This window comes from Xanthomonas sp. NCPPB 2586 (assembly GCF_041475775.2).
Classification (GTDB): domain Bacteria; phylum Pseudomonadota; class Gammaproteobacteria; order Xanthomonadales; family Xanthomonadaceae; genus Xanthomonas; species Xanthomonas campestris.
The window spans coordinates 4708924-4727632 of sequence record NZ_CM192981.1 but is presented as its reverse complement, the minus strand read 5'-3'; the positions used below and the strand labels follow the sequence as shown (position 1 = coordinate 4727632).

Annotated in this window: 13 protein-coding genes and 2 pseudogenes; 10 read left to right on the top strand and 5 right to left on the bottom strand. The window is 66.9% G+C overall.

Annotated features, from left to right (window positions below):
• Positions 1–305: 305 nt before the first annotated feature.
• Together rpmB and rpmG are read left to right on the top strand one after the other, a co-directional pair.
• Positions 306–542, top strand: coding sequence for a 50S ribosomal protein L28 (gene rpmB, locus ACCQ09_RS20835; RefSeq protein WP_002809459.1), 237 nt, complete (start codon positions 306–308; stop codon positions 540–542).
• A gap of 13 nt (positions 543–555) precedes the next feature.
• Positions 556–723, top strand: a complete 168-nt coding sequence (rpmG, locus tag ACCQ09_RS20830; protein ID WP_002809462.1) for a 50S ribosomal protein L33 — start codon at positions 556–558, stop codon at positions 721–723.
• Between the two features lie 1155 nt (positions 724–1878).
• Here the strand turns inward: rpmG and ACCQ09_RS20825 are convergent.
• From ACCQ09_RS20825 to ACCQ09_RS20815, 3 genes are all read right to left on the bottom strand, one after another.
• Positions 1879–2901, bottom strand: a complete 1023-nt coding sequence (locus ACCQ09_RS20825; protein WP_011039103.1) for an amidohydrolase family protein — start codon at positions 2899–2901, stop codon at positions 1879–1881.
• A gap of 228 nt (positions 2902–3129) precedes the next feature.
• Complete coding sequence (locus ACCQ09_RS20820; protein WP_228428322.1) at positions 3130–4185, bottom strand: 4-oxalomesaconate tautomerase; 1056 nt, start codon at positions 4183–4185, stop codon at positions 3130–3132.
• Positions 4178–4849 carry a 4-carboxy-4-hydroxy-2-oxoadipate aldolase/oxaloacetate decarboxylase gene (locus tag ACCQ09_RS20815; protein WP_014506135.1) on the bottom strand — a complete coding sequence of 224 codons (672 nt, stop codon included), beginning with the start codon at positions 4847–4849 and terminating at the stop codon, positions 4178–4180. The genes ACCQ09_RS20820 and ACCQ09_RS20815 overlap by 8 nt, the downstream gene beginning before the upstream one ends.
• A gap of 101 nt (positions 4850–4950) precedes the next feature.
• Here ACCQ09_RS20815 and ACCQ09_RS20810 point away from each other — a divergent pair, with 101 nt between their 5' ends.
• The 4 genes from ACCQ09_RS20810 to uvrD all read left to right on the top strand — a co-directional run bounded on the left by ACCQ09_RS20810 (position 4951) and on the right by uvrD (position 11845).
• Positions 4951–6255, top strand: a complete 1305-nt coding sequence (locus ACCQ09_RS20810; protein ID WP_014506136.1) for a LysR family transcriptional regulator — start codon at positions 4951–4953, stop codon at positions 6253–6255.
• A gap of 15 nt (positions 6256–6270) precedes the next feature.
• On the top strand, positions 6271–7689 hold the full coding sequence (cls, locus tag ACCQ09_RS20805; RefSeq protein WP_029629072.1) for a cardiolipin synthase: 1419 nt from the start codon (positions 6271–6273) through the stop codon (positions 7687–7689).
• Between the two features lie 306 nt (positions 7690–7995).
• Complete coding sequence (locus tag ACCQ09_RS20800; protein ID WP_040942055.1) at positions 7996–9387, top strand: FAD/NAD(P)-binding protein; 1392 nt, start codon at positions 7996–7998, stop codon at positions 9385–9387.
• A 271-nt stretch (positions 9388–9658) separates the two neighbouring features.
• Complete coding sequence (gene uvrD / locus ACCQ09_RS20795; protein ID WP_011039097.1) at positions 9659–11845, top strand: DNA helicase II; 2187 nt, start codon at positions 9659–9661, stop codon at positions 11843–11845.
• Positions 11846–12028: 183 nt separating this feature from the next.
• Here the strand turns inward: uvrD and ACCQ09_RS20790 are convergent.
• A pseudogene (locus ACCQ09_RS20790) lies at positions 12029–12283 on the bottom strand (hypothetical protein); the annotation flags it as partial.
• A gap of 432 nt (positions 12284–12715) precedes the next feature.
• Here ACCQ09_RS20790 and ACCQ09_RS20785 point away from each other — a divergent pair.
• The 3 genes and pseudogenes from ACCQ09_RS20785 to tssA form a co-directional block, all read left to right on the top strand.
• The gene (locus ACCQ09_RS20785) at positions 12716–13297 is read left to right on the top strand and encodes a sugar O-acetyltransferase (RefSeq protein ID WP_040942408.1); all 582 of its coding nucleotides are present in this window, start codon (positions 12716–12718) and stop codon (positions 13295–13297) included.
• Positions 13298–13397: 100 nt separating this feature from the next.
• Positions 13398–13844: a universal stress protein gene (locus ACCQ09_RS20780; protein ID WP_011039095.1), complete on the top strand. Its 447-nt coding sequence runs from the start codon at positions 13398–13400 to the stop codon at positions 13842–13844.
• Positions 13845–14232: 388 nt separating this feature from the next.
• Positions 14233–15041, top strand: a pseudogene (tssA, locus tag ACCQ09_RS20775) (type VI secretion system protein TssA); the annotation flags it as partial.
• Positions 15042–15305: 264 nt separating this feature from the next.
• Here tssA and ACCQ09_RS20770 read toward each other — a convergent pair.
• Positions 15306–15587 carry a DUF2782 domain-containing protein gene (locus ACCQ09_RS20770; RefSeq protein WP_011039092.1) on the bottom strand — a complete coding sequence of 94 codons (282 nt, stop codon included), beginning with the start codon at positions 15585–15587 and terminating at the stop codon, positions 15306–15308.
• 77 nt (positions 15588–15664) lie between these two features.
• Between ACCQ09_RS20770 and polA the strand changes: the two genes are divergently transcribed.
• A complete protein-coding gene (gene polA / locus ACCQ09_RS20765) occupies positions 15665–18448 on the top strand; it encodes a DNA polymerase I (RefSeq protein WP_011039091.1) in 2784 nt (927 codons plus the stop codon).
• Positions 18449–18709 lie beyond the last annotated feature (261 nt).

Genomic DNA, 18709 nt, shown 5'->3' with positions numbered 1-18709 from the left:
CAGGCGCGCGCGAGCTGGTCCAGTTCGCGCGTGCCACTCCGCATGCAGTCCCGTGCCCCGCGCCCCCGGCAGCCGGGCGTAGCCATCCGGTGGAGCGCCCTAACTGCTTGCGGCACAAGGAAATGCCGTGCATAATGCGCGGCTCGCTGTGCCCGGATCGCTCCGGACGGCGGCACCCAACGCGATGGGGTGCCGGCCTGCTCCCAGCGTAAGTACTTGATTCCCAACGTTGCGTGGCAGCCAAGCGCTGTCGGGGCCGCCGTTTTCCTGGCTAAGGAAGACACCAAACTTTATCGAGGTGCGCAATGTCCCGCGTATGCCAAGTGTCCGGCAAGCGTGTGCAGACGGGTAACAACGTCTCCCACGCAAACAACAGAACCCGTCGTCGTTTCCTGCCCAACCTGCACGAGCGCCGCTTCTGGGTCGCCAGCGAAAACCGCTGGGTCAAGCTCCGTGTTTCCGCGCATGCGTTGCGCACCATCGACAAGAACGGGATTGATGCCGTTCTGAAAGAGCTGCGTGCGCGCGGCGAAAAGGTCTGAGGAGTAAGCAGTCATGGCAAAAGGCAAGCGTGACAAGATTCGTATGATTTCCTCGGCCGCTACCGGCCACTTCTACACCACGGATAAGAACAAGAAAAACACTCCGGGGAAGATGGAAATGATGAAGTACGACCCGGTCGTGCGTAAGCACGTCATGTACAAGGAAGGCAAGATCAAGTAATCCACCGATTACGTGATCTGCTTCCAACAAAAACCCCGCCGAGAGGCGGGGTTTTTGCGTTTGTGGAGGGTTGCGGGGTTTGATCGCAACAATGGTTTAAATCCGCATACTTCCTGGGCCACTACGCCTCGGCGGACTACATCCCCTCTCCTGCGGGAGAGGGGTGAGGGTGCGGGGCGAAGCCACTTGCAGTGGCTGGAGTGCCAGAGGCTTCGCACGTACCCTCATCCGCCCCTGCGGGGCACCTTCTCCCGATGGGAGAAGGGAACACCTACAGCCCACGCGCACGCAGTTGCGCATCCAGACGCGGGCAGACCCGCCTGGCGTTCTGGGCCACTACACCTCGGCGGACTACATCCCCTCTCCTGCGGGAGAGGGGTGAGGGTACGGGGCGGAGCCACTTGCAGTGGCTGGAGTGCCAGAGGCTTCGCACGTACCCTCATCCGCCCCTGCGGGGCACCTTCTCCCGATGGGAGAAGGGAACACCGCTACAGCCCACGTGCACGCAGTTGCGCATCCAGGCGCGGGTAGACCCGCCTGGCGTTCTGGGCCACTACACTGCGGCGGACTACATCCCCTCTCCTGCGGGAAAGGGGTAGGGGTGAGGGTACGGGGCGGAGCCATTCGCAGTGGCTGGAGTGCCAGAGGCTTCGCACGTACCCTCATCCGCCCCTGCGGGGCACCTTCTTCCGATGGGAGAAGGGAACACCTACAGCCCACGCGCACGCAGTTGCGCATCCAGACGCGGGCAGACCCGCCTGGCGTTCTGGGCCACTACACCGCGGCGGATTGCATCCCCTCTCCTGCGGGAGAGGGGTAGGGGTGAGGGTGCGGGGCGAAGCCGCTCGCAGTGGTTGGAGTGCCAGAGGCTTCGCACGTACCCTCATCCGCCCCTGCGGGGCACCTTCTCCCGATGGGAGAAGGGAACACCGCGACAGCCCACGTGCACGCAGTTGCGCATCCAGGCGCGGGTAGACCCGCCTGGCGTTCTGGGCCACTACACCGCGGCGGACTACATCCCCTCTCCTGCGGGAAAGGGGTAGGGGTGAGGGTACGGGGCGAAGCCACTCGCAGTGGTTGGAGTGCCAGAGGCTTCGCACGTACCCTCATCCGCCCCTGCGGGGCACCTTCTCCCGATGGGAGAAGGGAACACCGCTACAGCCCACGCGCACGCAGTTGCGCATCCAGGCGCGGGTAGACCCGCCGCGCGTTGCCTTCGAACACCTTGCGCTTGTCTGCATCGGAGATGGTCAGCGCATCGATGTAGCGCTTGGTGTCGTCGAAGTAATGCCCGGTCTGCGGGTCGATGCCGCGCACCGCGCCCACCATTTCCGAGCCGAACAGGATGTTGTCGATGTCGATCACTTCGAACAGCAGGTCGATGCCCGGCTGGTGATACACGCAGGTATCGAAGAACACATTGCGCATCACATGCGTGGCCAGCGGCGGTTTGCCCAGCATGTCGGCCAGCCCGCGAAAGCGCCCCCAGTGGTAAGGCACCGCGCCGCCGCCATGCGGAATGATGAAGCGCAAGCTCGGGAAGTCGCGGAACAGATCGCCTTCCAGGAACTGCATGAAGGCGGTGGTGTCGGCGTTGAGGTAGTGCGCACCGGTGGCGTGGAAGTTGGCATTGCAGCTGCCGGACACATGCACCATCGCCGGCACATCCAGCTCCACCATTTTCTCGAAGAACGGGTACCAGGCACGGTCGGTGAGCGGTACGCCGTTCCAGTGCCCGCCCGACGGGTCGGGATTGAGATTGCAGCCGACAAAGCCTAGTTCGTTGACGCAGCGTTCCAGCTCGGCGATGGAGTGGCTGATCGGAACGCCCGGCGACTGCGGCAGCTGGCAGACACCGATGAAGGTGTGCGGATACAACTGCACCACGCGCGCGATCAGGTCATTGCAGCGCTGCGTCCAGACCTGGCTCACCGCTTCGTTGCCGATGTGGTGGGCCATGGTGCTGGCGCGTGGCGAAAAAATGGTCATGTCCGCGCCACGCTCGCGCAGCAATCGCAATTGGTGCTGTTCGATGCTCTCGCGCAGGGCGTCGTCGGAAATGTGCGGGTATTGCGGGGCCGGTTGCTGCGGGTCGTCGTGATGGGCGATCTGCGCCTTGCGGAACGCATCGTGGGCAGCAGGTGCGGTGGTGTAGTGGCCGTGGCAGTCGATGATCATCGGGTCGTCTGATATGAGGGAACGTGCGCATCGCGCGGTTGCTTGCAGCCGCTGCAGCCGGGCGCGCGGGATCGGCAGGTGCCTACATACGCGCGTTTACGCAGGCGGTAGCCGCTGCAGGCGGCACATCGCGTAGACGGTAGCGCCTGAGCTGCCGAGTGCGCCGGCAGTTGCATCAAGCCCCCGGCCGTGCCGTCATCGGCAGGCGTGAATGGCATTGGCCGCTGACTAGCCAAACAGCACCCCATCGAACAGTTTGCGGGCGGTGCGCACGACGGCGGCGCGCACCACGTTGCCGTGCGCGTCCAGTGCAATCAGGCAGCTGCTGGCACCACTGGGGTGCTCGATCTCCAGCTGCTGCGTGGTGCCGCCCGGCAGCTGTGCCAGCGCGTGCGCCGGCGTGCCGGGCAGCAGGCAGGCGGTGGCCACGGTGACCGCACCCAGCACGCCGATGGAGGCATGGCAGCGATGCGGAATGAACGAGCGCACCGTGATCGCGCCGCCGTTGCGCGGGGCCGAGACCAGCATCAATTTCGGCACGGTGGCGGTGGCCACATCGCCCAGCCGCATCAGCGGCCCGGCCTGCAGGCGCAGGGTCTCCAGGCGCGCCTTGAGCGCGACATCGGCATCGAGCGTGGCGCGGTCTTCGTCGCCGCGGATGCCCACATCGCTGGCACGCAGTACCACGCAGGGCATGCCGTTATCGATCAGCGTGACCGCAATGCCGTCCAGCAGGTCCACCGGGTTGCCGGTGGGCAGCAGCGCGCCGCAGCTGGAACCGGCGATCTCGGCAAAGGCCAGCGCGATGGGCGCGGCGGTGCCGGGCACGCCATCGATCCGGGTGTCGCCGGCGTAGGTCACCTGGCCGCCCGGCGTGCACACGGTGGCGGTGGCCACGGTACCGGTGTTGCGCATGAAGATGCGCACCGCAGTCTGGCCGTCCTGTGCGGGCAGCAGGCCGCGCTCCAGCGCGAACGGCCCCACGCCGGCCAGCAGGTTGCCGCAGTTCTGCGCGTCGCTGACCTGGGCCTGGTCCACCGAGACCTGCAGGAACAGGTAGTCCACATCGGCATCGTCGCGCGCGGAGCGGCTTACCACGGCCACCTTGGAGGTGAGCGGGTCGGCGCCGCCCATGCCATCGATCTGGCGCAGGTCCGGCGAGCCATAGGCGCGCAGCAGGAAGGCATCGCGCGCGGCGGTGTCGGCCGGCAGGTCCGCAGCCAGGAAGAACCCGCCCTTGGAGGTGCCGCCGCGCATCCACATCGCGCGCACGCCCTCAGACATAGCGCAGGCCCTTCGCGGCCAGACGCTCACGCATGGCGTAGATGTCCAGGCCCAGTTCGCCGCGCGCCAGCCGCTCGCGCTTGATCAATTCGCGCGCTTCGCGTGCCTGGGCTTCGGCCAGCACTGCCTGCGCCTGGGCGCTTGGCACCACGCAGACGCCGTCGTCGTCGGCCACCACCACATCGCCCGGCTGGATCAGCTGCCCGGCGCAGACCAGCGGCACGTTCACCGCACCCAGGGTCTCCTTGATGGTGCCCTGCGCGCAGATGGCGCGGCTCCACACCGGGAAGCCCATCGCGGTGAGGTCGCGCACGTCGCGCACGCCGGCGTCGATGATCAGCCCACGGCAGCCGCGCGCCTGCGCCGAAGTGGCGAGCAGGTCGCCGAAATAGCCGTCGTAGCACTCGCTGGTGGGCGCGACCACCAGCAGGTCGCCGTCGCGCAGTTGCTCGATCGCCACATGCATCATCCAGTTGTCGCCCGGCGGGACCGACACCGTGACGGCGGTGCCGGCGATGCGGCAGCCGGCATAGATCGGCCGCAGCCGGTGATGCAGCAGCCCGCTGCGGCCCATGGCTTCGTGCACGGTGGCCACGCCCGCCTGCGCCAACCCTTGCACGACCGCGACCGGGGCACGCGCGATGTCGGTGACGACCTTGCTCATCCATCCATCCTCGTTAGCAATGCGCCGAGTCTGTTGGTGGAGCGCCTGCTGGCTCAATATCAATTTAAGGTATGTCTATTGGTTCTGCTTATAGTTAGAGCATGTCGACACCTTTCGAAATCAACCTGCGCCACCTGTATGCCATGCATGTGGTGGCCGAAGCGGGCAGCGTCAGCGCCGCCGCGCCACAGGTGAACCTGTCGCAGCCGGCGCTCACCCAGGCCATCGCGCGGCTGGAACAGCAATTGGGCGTGCGGTTGTTCGACCGCCACCCCGGCGGCATGGCCGGCACCGAGGCCACGCGCCTGCTGGCACCGCGGGTGGCGCGCGCACTGGCGCATCTGGGGCGCGGGCTGCGGGTGGCGCGGCGCGCGCTGCGGCTGCCGGCCCGCCCGGGCCTGGAGCGGCGGGTGTCGCTGGGGCAACTGCAGGCACTGGTGGCGGTGGACGTCGCCGGCAGCTATTCGTTGGCGGCGGTGCGCACCGGGGTCTCGCAGCCGGCCATCTACCGCGCGGTGCAGACGCTGGCCGATGTGGTCGAAGTGCCGTTGATCGTGCGCCGCGGCAAGAGCGTGCACGCCACGCCGGTGGCGCTGCGGCTGCTGCGGCAGGTGCGGCTCGCCTTGGCGGAGCTGGGCGCCGGGCTGGACGAGGTGGCCGCGCTGCGCTCCCAGCACGCCGGGCGGGTGACTGTGGGGGTGATGCCGCTTGCCCGCGCGGTATTGCTGCCGCGGGCGCTGGCGCGCTTCGCACGCAGCCACCCCGGTGCCACCGTCAGCGTGGTGGAAGGGCCGTATCCGGAGTTGCTGGCGCAGCTGCGCGAGGGTGGGTTGGACCTGTTGATCGGCGCGTTGCGCGAGCCGTTGCCCGTGCACGACGTGGTGCAGGACGCGCTATTCGACGATGCGGCGGTGATCGTGGCGCGCAGCGGGCATCCGCTGGCCGGGCAGGCCTACGCCTTCGCGCAATTGCTGGACTACCCATGGGTGGTGGCGGCCACGGGTACGCCGCTGCGCGCGCGCTGGGAGCGCATGTTCCGCGACCAGCAGCTGGAGCCGCCGCCGCCGCGCATCGAATGCGGGTCGGTGCTGGTCATCCGCGGGCTGCTGCTGGAAGACGACTGGCTGACCGTGATGTCGCGCGACCAGTTCCTGTTCGAGCAACGCGCCGGGCTGCTGTGCGAGATCGGCCTGGCGGTGCCGCAGCTGCGCCGGCAGATTGGCCTGACCACACGCGCTGATTGGCACCCCACCCGCGCGCAGTCGGCCTTCGTGCAGACCGTGCGCCAGGTGTGCGCCGACCGCGCGCTGCCGGCCGATACTGCGGCCGGGCCATTCCGGCATTGCGCGGCGGCGTCCGGGCCGTTGCGTTTATGCGCGGCCCGGTCAGAATCGGGCTCCCCTTGACGAGACCCGATGCCGATGCTGCCTGACTGGTTGCAAGGGACCTGGCTGCTGGCGCTGGACTGGGCGATCCGCCTGGCCGCGCTGCTGTGGATCCCCACCCGCACCACGCCTGGGGCGGCGCGCAGCTGGTTGCTGCTGATCGGCTTCGTGCCGGTGGTTGGCCTGCCGCTGTACCTGTTGTTCGGCCACCCGTGGCTATCGCGGCAGCGCGTACAACGCCAAGCCACGGCCTCGCAGGTGATCCGTGAGCAGCAGCTGCCATTGCACGCCTTGCGCTGGACCCCGCAGCCGGACACCAGCAGCGCCGAGGTGGTGCCGTTGATCGAGCGGCAGGGCGATTTCATGCCCACGCTGGGCAATGCGGTGGAACTGCTGGACGACTACGAGGCCTCGCTGCAGGCGTTGATTACCGCGATCGACCAGGCGCAGGAACGCGTGCATCTGCTGTATTACCTGATGTTCGACGATGCGGTGGGCGAGGCTGTGGTGGCTGCGCTGGAACGCGCCTGCGCACGCGGCGTGCGCTGCCGCTTGCTGCTGGATGCCATGGGCGCCAAGCGTGGCCTGCGCCGTTATCGCCAGCGCCTGCAGGCCAGTGGCGTGGAGGTGCTGGCCTTGCTGCCCGGCGGGCTGCGCTGGCGCCGCAGCGGGCGCATGGACCTGCGCAACCACCGCAAGATTGCGGTGATCGACAACCAGGTCGGCTTTGTCGGCTCGCAGAACCTGGCCGCACCCGGCTTCATCGCCGGCGCGCCCAATCGCGAACTGGTCGCGCGCGTACGCGGGCCGGTGGTCAACCACCTGGAAGCGGTGTTCGCCAGCGACTGGTTCACCGAAACCGGGCAGCGCCTGGACGTGTGGCCGGACGCACCGGTGTACGACGACAACATCGCTACCCAGTTGCTGCCCAGCGGGCCGGCGTATCCGTTCGAGAACGCACGCGACGCGATCAACGCGGTGATCCATCTGGCGCGCCGCAAGGTGGTGCTGGTCACGCCGTATTTCGTGCCGGACGAAGCCATGCTCAGTGCGCTGCGCATTGCCGGGATGTCTGGCGTGGACGTGCAGTTGATCCTGTCCGAACACAACAACCAGCGGCTGGCGGCGTGGGCGCAGGAGGCCTATTTCGAAGAGTTGCTGCGCTGTGGAGTGAAGATTGCGCTGTACCGGCCGCACTTTCTGCATGCCAAGCATCTGAGCGTGGATGAAGACATTGCGTTGGTGGGCTCGATCAACCTGGACATCCGCTCGTTCGCGCTCAATGCCGAGATCGGCATGCTCTGCTACGACCGCAACGTGGTGCTACGCCTGCGCGAGATCGAGCAGGATTACCTGGCGCAGTCGCAGCCGGTGGACATCGCGCAGTGGCGCCGCCGCCCGGCCTGGCGGCGAAGCCGCGAAGGCATCGCACGCCTGGCGGATGCATTGATGTAGCGGGCGGCTGGATGGCTGTCGCGCGGTGAGGCCTGGCATTGAAGCGTCGGGCAGCATGGTGGCCTGATTCGCACAGCGTTGGCGTAGTGCATGCACGCACGCTGCTGCCACGGGTGATAGAGCGCGGCGCACCCACAGCGTGGCGCCGGCCGGTACCGGCCTGGGTGCTGCGTGCAGTCCCACCGCGTGGGGCTGCGGACATCACCCGGCAGTCAGCTGCCGCGCAGCGAATCCAGCACCTCACATGTCGGTTGCCGCCGCACCCGTGGTCATGGGCCCGACGCGGCCATCGCCTACAATTGCGGCATGAACGAACAGCGTGTACCCGGCGATGCAGCGATCGCCATCGTCGGTGGTGGCGCGTCCGGCGTGCTGGTGGCGTTGCAGCTGCTGCGCCAGGCCGCCGCGCCGCTGCAGATCGTCATGATCGAGCCCAGCGCGGCATTGGGCGAAGGCGTGGCCTACGCCACGGCGCGGCCCGAGCATCTGCTCAATGTGCCGGCCGCGCGGATGAGCGCGCTGGCAGAGTTGCCAGGCGATTTTGTCGCCTACCTGCAGGCCACGCAGGCCTGCCCGGCGCTGGACGCGGCGCAACTGCCGCAGCAGTTCGTGGGCCGCTGCCTATATGCCCCGTACCTGCGTGCTCGGTTGCAAGAGGCCTGCGCGCGCAGCCCCGCCACACTCACTGTCTGCAGCGCTCGCGTACGCGACCTGCAGCCAAACGCCGCAGGCGCGCTGCTGCATTTGGATGACGGCCAGCACCTGCAGGCTGCCAGCGTGATCCTGGCGGTGGGCAATGCCTTGCGGCCGCTGCCATTGCGCGGCGCCGCCGGCCTGGCGCCCGGCCAGCGCGTGGAAGCCTGGGACACGCCCGCAGTGGCGCAGATCCCGCAGGACGCGCCGGTGTGCATTATTGGCTCGGGGTTGAGCATGGCCGACAGCGTGGTCACCCTGGCCGCGCAGCAGCACCGCGGCGCGGTACACGTGGTCTCGCGGCACGGCTTGCTGCCGCTGCCGCACGCACACGCCACGCCGGCACCGTTCGACCCGCAACCGCTGCTGGCACTGCCCCTGCGCGCGCGCATGCGCGCAGTGCGCCGGCATGCGCGCGACGCGGCCGCGCAGGGCCTGCCCTGGCAGAGCGTGATGGAGCGCATCCGCCCGTTGAGCCAGGCGCTATGGCAGACGCTGTCGGCCGCCGACCAGCGCCGCTTCTTGCGCCATGTGGTGCGCTATTGGGATGTGCACCGCCACCGCATCGCCGCGCCGGTGCATGCGCAGCTGCAGGCAATGCAGGCGCGCGGGCAATTGCAACTGCATCGCGCGCGGCTGGATGTGGCGTACCAGGCCGGTGCCTGTGTGCGGGTGAGCGCCGGCGCCGGCGCCGGGCATGCGCTGCAGCTGGATGTGCAGACGCTGATCAACGCCACCGGCGTGGAAATGCGCGTGCAGGCCATGCGCAACGGCCTGCTGCAGCAGCTGCTGGGCCAGGGCATCGCCACGCCCGGCCCGCATGGCATCGGCGTGGACACCGCGTCCAATGGCGCGCTGCTCGATGCCGATGGCCGCCCCAATCCACGCCTGCGGGTGATCGGCAGCCTGCGCATCGGCTCGCTATGGGAAAGCCTGGCGGTACCGGAACTGCGTGAGCAGGCAACGGCGATTGCGCGGGATGTGCTGGTATTGCTTGGGCGGTGAGAGGCGTTGTTCCCTTCTCCCGCTGGGAGAAGGTGGCGCGAAGCGCCGGATGAGGGTGCGAGCGAAGCTCTCGTGTTACCCACCACTCGTAGTGGCTTCGCCCCGTACCCTCACCCCAAGCCCTCTCCCGTAGGAGAGGGGCGTTGTTCCCTTCTCCCGCCGGGAGAAGGTGCCCCGAAGGGGCGGATGAGGGTCCGAGCGAAGCCTCGCATCCCAAACCCCTTCATCCCAATCTCAGCCGCAGCGACGCCACAACCGGTAAAATGCCCGGGTGGATGTCTCTCATTTGCTCGATCACCTGAACCCCGCCCAGCGCGAGGCCGTTTCCGCGCCGCCGGGGCATTACCTTGTGCTGGCCGGCGCCGGCTCCGGCAAGACGCGCGTGCTGATCCATCGCATTGCCTGGCTCAATGAAGTCCAGGGCGTGCCCAACCACGGCATCTTCGCGGTGACCTTCACCAACAAGGCCGCCGGCGAAATGCGCCACCGCACCGACCTGCAACTGCGCAACGGCAGCCGCGGGATGTGGATCGGCACCTTCCATGGGCTGGCCCATCGCCTGCTGCGCCTGCACTGGCAGGACGCGCGGCTGCCGGAAGGCTTCCAGGTTATGGACAGCGATGACCAGCTACGGCTGGTCAAGCGCGTGGTGCAGTCGCTGGAGCTGGACGAGACCAAGTATCCGCCCAAGCAGATGGGCTGGTGGATCAACGAGCAGAAGGACGAAGGCCGCCGCCCGCAACACATCCAGCCCGAGCCCAACGACGACTGGACCGAGGTGCGCCGGCAGGTGTACGCCGCCTACCAGGAACGCTGCGACCGCTCCGGCCTGCTGGATTTCGCCGAGCTGCTGCTGCGCGCACACGAATTGCTGCGCGACACCCCGGCCTTGCTGGCGCACTACCGCGCGCGCTTTCGCGAAATTCTGGTCGACGAGTTCCAGGACACCAACGCCATCCAGTACGCCTTTGTGCGCGTGCTGGCCGGCGAGAGCGGCCACGTGTTCGTGGTGGGCGACGACGACCAGGCCATCTACGGCTGGCGCGGTGCCAAGGTCGAGAACGTGCAGCGCTTCCTCAAGGACTTCCCCGGTGCGCAGACCGTGCGGCTGGAGCAGAACTACCGCTCCAGCGCGAATATCCTGGGCGCGGCCAATGCGGTGATCGCGCATAACCCGGACCGCATCGGCAAACAGTTGTGGACCGATTCCGGCGATGGCGACCCGATCGATCTGTACGCGGCCTATAACGAAGTCGACGAGGCCCGCTATGTAGTCGAGCGCGCGCGCCAGTGGGTGCGTGATGGCGGCAGTTACGGCGAAGTGGCAGTGCTCTATCGCAGCAATGCCCAATCGCGCGCGCTGGAAGAAGCGCTGATTGCCGAACAACTGCCGTACCGCGTGTACGGTGGCATGCGCTTTTTCGAACGCGCCGAAATCAAGGACGCGCTGGCGTACCTGCGCATGCTCACCAACCGCAGCGACGATGCCGCGTTCGAGCGCGCGGTCAACACGCCCACGCGTGGCATTGGCGATCGCACCCTGGATGAAGTGCGCCGGCTGGCGCGCGCCAATGCGCTGTCGCTGTGGGAAGCGGCGATGCTGTGCACGCAGGAAAATACTCTTGCGGCGCGTGCACGCAATGCACTGGCTACGTTCCTGAGCCTGGTCGGCCAGCTGCAGGCCGAAACCGGCGAGATGGACCTGGCCGAGCGCATCGACCATGTGCTGATGCGCTCGGGCCTGCGCGAGCATTGGGCCAAGGAAAGCCGCGGCGGGCTGGATTCGGAATCGCGCACCGAGAACCTGGACGAACTGGTCTCGGTGGCCTCGCGCTTCACCCGCCCGGACGATGAAGACAGCCAGGGCATGACCGAACTGGTGGCCTTCCTCGCCTACGCCTCGCTGGAAGCCGGCGAAGGCCAGGCGCAGGCCGGCGAAGAAGGCGTGCAGCTGATGACGTTGCACTCGGCCAAGGGCCTGGAATTTCCGATCGTGTTCCTGGTCGGGCTGGAAGATGGCCTGTTCCCCAGCGCACGCTCGCTGGAAGAAAGCGGCCGGCTCGAAGAAGAACGCCGCCTGGCCTACGTGGGTATCACCCGCGCGCGCCAGAAACTGGTGCTGTGCTACGCCGAATCGCGGCGCATCCACGGCCAGGACAACTACAACGTGCCGTCGCGCTTTCTGCGCGAGATCCCGCGCGACCTGCTGCATGAAGTGCGGCCCAAGGTGCAGGTCTCGCGCACTGCCTCGCTGGGCGCCGCACGCGGCGGCCCGGTACACGCCGTGGTCGACGCCGCGCCGATCAAGCTCGGCGCCAATGTCGAACACCCCAAGTTCGGTGGCGGCGTGGTTGTCGACTACGAAGGCGCCGGCGCGCATGCACGCGTGCAGGTGCAATTCGATGAAGTGGGCGCCAAGTGGCTGGTGATGGCGTACGCGAATCTGACGGTGGTGTAGGCGAGCCCTTACCAGCGCCAATCCTGTCGCCCGGGTGAAGCTATCAGGGCAAGCTGGCGCTTATCGGTAGGGCGGAAAGGCTGGCTGATGTCGGAGCTCACCAAGCCCGCCGAGATTGCTTCATCGCTTGACGACCAGCCTTATGGGAGATGGCATTGCATCGACTTTGGTGCCGTACGCCGACATTTCCCAGCTGAAGGTGGAGTTGATTCGCTTACCTCCTATGGTGAGCGTCGACTTGTCCGCGAGCACAACTAGTGCAAATGGTGGCACTCCCTGGCCGCCACCCGGGTAAATCAACCGCAATACTCTGCGTTTGGTATCGAAGGTTTTTACCTCGAAGTCGTTCTGCAATGGGACGCCCTTGCAGTCGCCCGGCGCGTAGAAATGGATGCTGGCGATAACAGGGCGGCCGTCGTTGCCGACTTCAAATGTCATTGCGTAGCCGCCGCCTTCGAAGGAAAGGCTTGAGGTGGCGTAAGCGGGTGCGCTGCAGCAGATCGCAAGCAGCGCGGCCAGGCAAACGTAAAAACGTTTTTCATGGGGTCATCCTTGAGAGCGCACAGCGTGGAACGGCACTGTCGGAGCGAGTATTACTTATGCCGCCGCCGCGTCACAACGCATCTGCATCTGACGATGCGAATATTGCGGCTTCTGCGCGCCCTTAACAGCCGCCTGGCAATTGCTCGCCACCTTCCTTGGCGCTACTAGGGCCGAGCCAGTGATCTCTCACTGGTTCTATACGGCACAGGCAACGAGTCAGGTCAGAAGATCCAGACAGCCAAACGCGGTGGTGCGCTGCTCGATGCATTCGCCACAGCTTTCATGACAAGCTGCGGTCGAACCGACTTTATGAAGGCACACAGCCCGATGTGCACCGAAAAAAAGAAGATGCTCGCAGGCGAGCTGTACAACGCGGCCGATGACGAACTGCAGGCCGATCAGGCTGCCGCCGCCGCGTGGATGGCGCGTTACAACGCCGCTGCGCAACAGCCCGCTGCGCAGCGCCATGCCTTGCTGGTCGAACGTCTGGCCGAGGTGGGCGCGGGTGCAGTGATTCGCCCGCCGTTCCATTGCGACTATGGCTACAACATCCGTTTGGGTGCGGGGGTTTTTCTCAACTTCAATTGCGTGATTCTGGATGTGTGCGAGGTCAGCATCGGCGATGGCACGCAGATCGGCCCGGCGGTGCAGTTCTACGCGGCCGACCATCCGCGCGATGCGACCGATCGTGCCAGCGGGCTGGAGTTTGGCCGCCCGATTCATGTGGGACGTAATGTGTGGATCGGCGGCGGCGCGATCATTCTGCCGGGCGTGCGCATTGGCGACGATGCGTTGATCGGGGCCGGTGCGGTGGTCACCCGCGATGTGCCGGCAGGCGCCACTGTAGTGGGGAATCCTGCGCGTGTCCTCATGCCGCGCACCGATCCACAGGCGACCCCGACCGACTGACTGCGCTTCTCGCTGCACTGATCTGTCTCAAGGCGATAGTTGCGCCGCGCTGTCACGCTGATTTCCGCCGGTGGATGTGCCGGCATTCCAGGGGGCCACCATGTACAAACGTATCCTGATCGCCATCGATGCGTCCGAGCTTTCCCACCGCGGGTTGTTTCAGGGTCTGGAACTGGCCAAGGCCACTGGCGCCAAGGTCGATATCGTCACCGTCTCCGAGCCGTGGGCGATGGGCATGTACGACGCCATGGGTTGGAGCGTGGGGTACGAAGCCAGCCCGGACTATCGCAAGGAGCGCGAGGCGGCTGCGGAAAAGATCCTGCGCCCGGCTGTGGAGTTGGCGATCGCTGCGAACCTCAAGGCGACCGCGCGGCATGTGCTGGACCGTTTTGCGGCCGAGGGCATTGTGCAGACCGCCGAGGAGTGCAAGAGCGACCTGATCGTGATGACCTCGCACGGCCGCCGCGGCATGAGCCGCGTATTGCTCGGCAGCCAGACGGTGGAAGTGCTGACACACAGCACGATTCCGGTACTGGTGATTCGTTGAGATTGGGGTTGATGCGTTGATGCGAGCGCGATGACCAATCGGGTCCAGGCTAGTCGTGCAGAACGTTTGTAGGAGCGCCCTTGGGCGCGATGGGCATTACCGGGAAGGCCTCATCGCGCACAAGCGCGCTCCTACGCAGGGCGTGCAGCTCGTTATTCGCCTGAGGTAACTCGGCAACAGCCGCGCTCAGCAGCATGCGCAGCGTGATGCGTGCGGATCACCGTAGGAGCGCCCTTGGGCGCGATGGGCATTACCGGGAAGGCTCATCGCGCGCAAGCGCGCTCCTACGCAGGTGTGTGCAGTTGGTCATTCGTCTGAGGTAGCTCGGCAGCAGCGCGCTCACCGGCACGCGCAGCGTGATGCATGCGGATCATTGTAGGAGCGCCCAAGGCGCAGCCGCGACGTGCGTATCGCCAGCAAGCTCGGCGCCGCCTGGCTGCGGCTGCGCGGGCTGCCTGGCTGGGCAGACGCCCTGGCGCTGATCCACGGCCTGCTCGGCCAGCACTGGGACAGCGTGCACCCGCAACTGGATGCCGACGACGACAACGACCCCACCGCGCGGGTCAACGCGCTAGTGGGCCTGAGCGACCCGATGGGCCTGCTCGGCGCATTGCGCACCAACGCCTTCGTGCAGTCGCCGCGGCTGGGCCGCTTCAGCCTGCGCGACCTGCGCGCCGCCAACGGCAGCCTCAAGCTGGCCGAGATCGAAGCCTGCTGCCTGGATTGCCCGCTCGACACGCTGGCGGCCTCGGCCAAGGCGATTACCGACGCCGCCGCCACCGCACGGGCGATCGATGCCTTGCTCACCGAACAGCTCGGCACCGCCGCGCCGGACCTGCGTCCGCTGCTGGCCGACCTGCGCGATCTGGAGCGCTTCGTGCTGCCGCACTGGCAGGCGCGCCAGGGCAGCCCGGGAGAGGCCGCCGACGCCACCGAGCATTCAGGCGATGGCACTGCCACCGCTGCGGGCAGCCCGGCGCGTCGCACTGGGGAATCGCCGGCCCGGACGATGTCATGCGGCGGCTGGAGGAGATCTGCGCCTATTACGCGCGCAACGAGCCGTCCAGCCCGGTGCCGATGTTGCTGCGGCGCGCGCAGCGGCTGGTTGGCTGCGACGTCCTGGCGCTGATGAAGGAACTGGCGCCAGGCGGGATCGATGAACTGCAACGCGTCACCGGCCCGCTGGAGAACAGCTGAGCAATATGCTCACCACTATCAGCTGCCGCAGGGCACAGCAGTGGCGTTACCCGCCGCTCGCCGCCACTGCAGGATTGCCGGATCCGCTCGCCCAGCACGCCTGCTTCAGTGCTTCGTCGCCCGAAATCTGCGGGCCAGATTGGCCCGCAGCTGCTGAACCGTTTGACGCCTTCAGGACGCACCAAACAAGCGCCGGACGATGCAATCGCTAAGCTCTTCGCCTAGCGAATCCCCAATCCCGAATTCCCAATCACCGCTCCCCAATCACCAGCTATACAACTGCCAATACGTCTTGTTGACCTTGTCACGCTCGGCGTCGGTATGGCCGTCATGGTCACGGTCGTAGAGGAAGTACGGCGCGCCACGTGCGGGGGTCACGCGCACCATTTCCAGCTGCCCGTTGACGCGGTATTCGTCAACCTTGTCGCCGTTGCCCATGGTCTTGCTGGTGACATCCGCGTTGGCCGGCACATCGCCGCCGCCACCGGTGGTGGCGCAGCCGCCGAGCAGCAGCAGCGGCAACAGCAAAAGACTTGCTCTCTTCATCGTGATGGTCCGTGTGAGGTCGTCGCCGAGTATGCGCTGGCCGGGTGTGGCGTGGGCGTGCAGCGTAGAATTACGGCATGAGCAGATTAGTCCTGATCGACGGGTCCAGTTACCTGTATCGCGCGTTCCACGCGCTTCCGCCGCTGACCAATGCCCAGGGCGAGCCCACCGGTGCGTTGTTCGGCGTGGTCAACATGCTGCGTGCCACCTTGAAGGAACGCCCGGCCTATGTGGCGTTCGTGGTGGATGCGCCCGGCAAGACATTTCGTGATGACTTGTATGCCGACTACAAGGCCAACCGCCCGTCGATGCCCGACGACCTGCGTGCGCAGGTGCAGCCGATGTGCGACATCGTGCATGCGCTGGGCATCGACATCCTGCGCATCGACGGCGTGGAAGCGGATGACGTGATCGGCACGCTCGCGCTGCAAGGCGCCAGCGACGGCCTGGCCGTCACCATCTCCACCGGCGACAAGGACTTCGCGCAGCTGGTGCGCCCGGGCGTGGAACTGGTCAACACCATGAGCGGCAGCCGCATGGATTCGGACGAGGCGGTGATCGCCAAATTCGGCGTGCGCCCGAACCAGATCGTCGACCTGCTGGCGCTGATGGGCGACACCGTCGACAACGTGCCCGGCGTGGAAAAGTGCGGCCCCAAGACCGCCGCCAAATGGCTGGCCGAATACGACTCGCTCGACGGCGTGATCGCCAATGCCGACAAGATCAAGGGCAAGATCGGCGAGAACCTGCGCGCCGCCTTGCCGCGGCTGCCGCTCAATCGCGAGCTGGTCACCATCAAGACCGACGTGGTGCTGGCCAGCGGTCCGCGCGCGCTGGACCTGCGCGAACCCAACGCCGAAGCGCTGGCGGTGCTGTACGCGCGCTACGGCTTCACCCAGGCGCTGCGCGAACTCGGCGGCGCCGCCGCCGAGGCCGGCGGGCTGACCGCACCGATGGCGGTGGCGCGCACCGAGCCTGGCCGCGCACGCGGCACCGGCTTCGTGTCGGCGCCGGCTGCCGCTCCGGTGGAGCTGGACCCGGCCCTGTCGGCGCCCGGCCAGTACGAGACCATCCTCACCCAGGCGCAGCTCGACAGCTGGATCGCGCGGCTGCGCGCGGCCGGGCAGTTCGCCTTCGATACCGAAACCGACAGCCTGGACGCGCTGCAGGCCAATCTGATCGGCCTCAGCGTCGCCGCCGAGCCCGGCCAGGCCGCCTACCTGCCGTTCGGCCACGATTTCCCCGGCGCACCGGCCCAGCTCGACCGCACGCAGGCGCTGGCGCAGCTGGCGCCGCTGCTGACCGACCCGGCGGTGCGCAAGCTCGGCCAGCACGGCAAGTACGACCTGCACGTGATGCGCCGCCACGGCATCGCCCTGGCCGGCTACGCCGACGACACCCTGCTGGAGAGCTTCGTGCTCAACTCCGGCAGTGCCCGCCACGATATGGACAGCCTGGCGAAACGTTACCTGGGCTACGACACCGTCAAGTACGAAGACATCTGCGGCAAGGGCGCCAAGCAGATCAAGTTCGCCCAGGTCAGTCTGGAAGACGCCACCCGCTACGCCGCCGAAGACGCCGACATCACCCTGCGGCTGCACCAGGTGCTGGGCAAGCGCCTGGCCGCCGAGCCGGCGCTGGAGAGTGTCTACCGCGACATCGAAATGCCGCTGGTGGGCGTGCTGGAGCGCATCGAGGCCAACGGCGTGTGCGTGGACGCGGCCGAACTGCGCCGCCAGAGCGCGGACCTGTCCAAGCGCATGCTCGCCGCCCAGCAGAAGGCCACCGAACTGGCCGGGCGCACCTTCAACCTGGACTCGCCCAAACAGCTGCAGGCGCTGCTGTTCGACGAGCTCAAGCTGCCCGCCGTGGTCAAGACGCCCAAGGGCCAGCCCTCGACCAACGAAGAAGCCCTGGAAGCCATCGCCGACCAGCACGAGCTGCCGCGGGTGATCCTGGACTACCGCAGCCTGGCCAAACTGCGCAGCACCTACACCGACAAGCTGCCGGAGATGATCCACCCGCAGTCCGGGCGCGTGCACACCAGCTACCACCAGGCCGGCGCGGCCACCGGGCGGTTGTCTTCGTCCGACCCCAACCTGCAGAACATCCCGATCCGCACCGAAGACGGCCGCCGCATCCGCCGCGCCTTTGTCGCCCCGGCCGGACGCAAGCTGATCGCCTGCGACTACTCGCAGATCGAGCTGCGCATCATGGCCCACCTGTCCGGCGACCCCGGCCTGGTCGGCGCATTCGAATCCGGCGCCGACGTGCACCGTGCCACCGCCGCCGAAGTGTTCGGCCGCACCATCGATACGGTCAGCGGGGATGAGCGCCGCGCCGCCAAGGCGATCAACTTCGGCCTGATGTACGGCATGAGCGCGTTCGGCTTGGCCCGCCAGCTCGGCATCGGCCGCGGCGAGGCGCAGGACTACATCGCGCTGTACTTCAGCCGTTACCCGGGCGTGCGTGACTTCATGGAAACCACCCGGCAGCAGGCCCGCGACAAGGGCTACGTGGAAACCGTGTTCGGCCGCCGGCTGTACCTGGACTTCATCAACGCCGGCAGCCAGGGCCAACGCGCCGGCGCCGAGCGCGCGGCCATCAACGCGCCGATGCAGGGCACCGCCGCCGACATCATCAAGCGCGCCATGGTCAGCGTGGATGGCTGGATTGCCGATCACGCGCAGCGCGCCCTGATGATCCTGCAGGTGCACGACGAACTGGTGTTCGAGGCCGACGCCGACTTCGTCGACACCCTGCTGGCCGAGGTCACCGCACGCATGTCCGCAGCTGCCAGCCTGCGCGTGCCGCTGGTGGTCGATTCTGGCGTGGGCGATAACTGGGACGAGGCGCATTGATGGTACAGCGCATGCCTCGTATGCTGAATACGCAGATCAGAATATTCAGAAACTCGCACCGCGCCGCAGCACTGAATAACCGCTAAATTCTACAAATTCTTAACGGTGATCTTCACGATCCATCAATGTAGAAAATGGTGTTATATCCCTCGACGGGCGCAATGCCTGTCGGCAGATCTCTCCCATCCCCTGGAGCAGATCTCGGAGCGGAAACTCCTCCCCAAGTTTCCGTTCCCTGGCCCCGCCGACCTCCCCCTGGTC

Bases quoted from the DNA above. Each gene is read 5' to 3' on its own strand.
- ACCQ09_RS20785 (WP_040942408.1), top strand. From the start codon at position 12,716: ATGTGCACCGAAAAAAAGAAGATGCTCGCAGGCGAGCTGTACAACGCG.
- ACCQ09_RS20820 (WP_228428322.1), bottom strand. From the start codon at position 4,185: ATGTCTGAGGGCGTGCGCGCGATGTGGATGCGCGGCGGCACCTCCAAG.
- cls (WP_029629072.1), top strand. From the start codon at position 6,271: ATGCTGCCTGACTGGTTGCAAGGGACCTGGCTGCTGGCGCTGGACTGG.
- rpmB (WP_002809459.1), top strand. From the start codon at position 306: ATGTCCCGCGTATGCCAAGTGTCCGGCAAGCGTGTGCAGACGGGTAAC.
- ACCQ09_RS20780 (WP_011039095.1), top strand. From the start codon at position 13,398: ATGTACAAACGTATCCTGATCGCCATCGATGCGTCCGAGCTTTCCCAC.
- ACCQ09_RS20825 (WP_011039103.1), bottom strand. From the start codon at position 2,901: ATGATCATCGACTGCCACGGCCACTACACCACCGCACCTGCTGCCCAC.
- ACCQ09_RS20810 (WP_014506136.1), top strand. From the start codon at position 4,951: ATGTCGACACCTTTCGAAATCAACCTGCGCCACCTGTATGCCATGCAT.
- rpmG (WP_002809462.1), top strand. From the start codon at position 556: ATGGCAAAAGGCAAGCGTGACAAGATTCGTATGATTTCCTCGGCCGCT.
- ACCQ09_RS20815 (WP_014506135.1), bottom strand. From the start codon at position 4,849: ATGAGCAAGGTCGTCACCGACATCGCGCGTGCCCCGGTCGCGGTCGTG.
- ACCQ09_RS20800 (WP_040942055.1), top strand. From the start codon at position 7,996: ATGAACGAACAGCGTGTACCCGGCGATGCAGCGATCGCCATCGTCGGT.
- ACCQ09_RS20770 (WP_011039092.1), bottom strand. From the start codon at position 15,587: ATGAAGAGAGCAAGTCTTTTGCTGTTGCCGCTGCTGCTGCTCGGCGGC.
- polA (WP_011039091.1), top strand. From the start codon at position 15,665: ATGAGCAGATTAGTCCTGATCGACGGGTCCAGTTACCTGTATCGCGCG.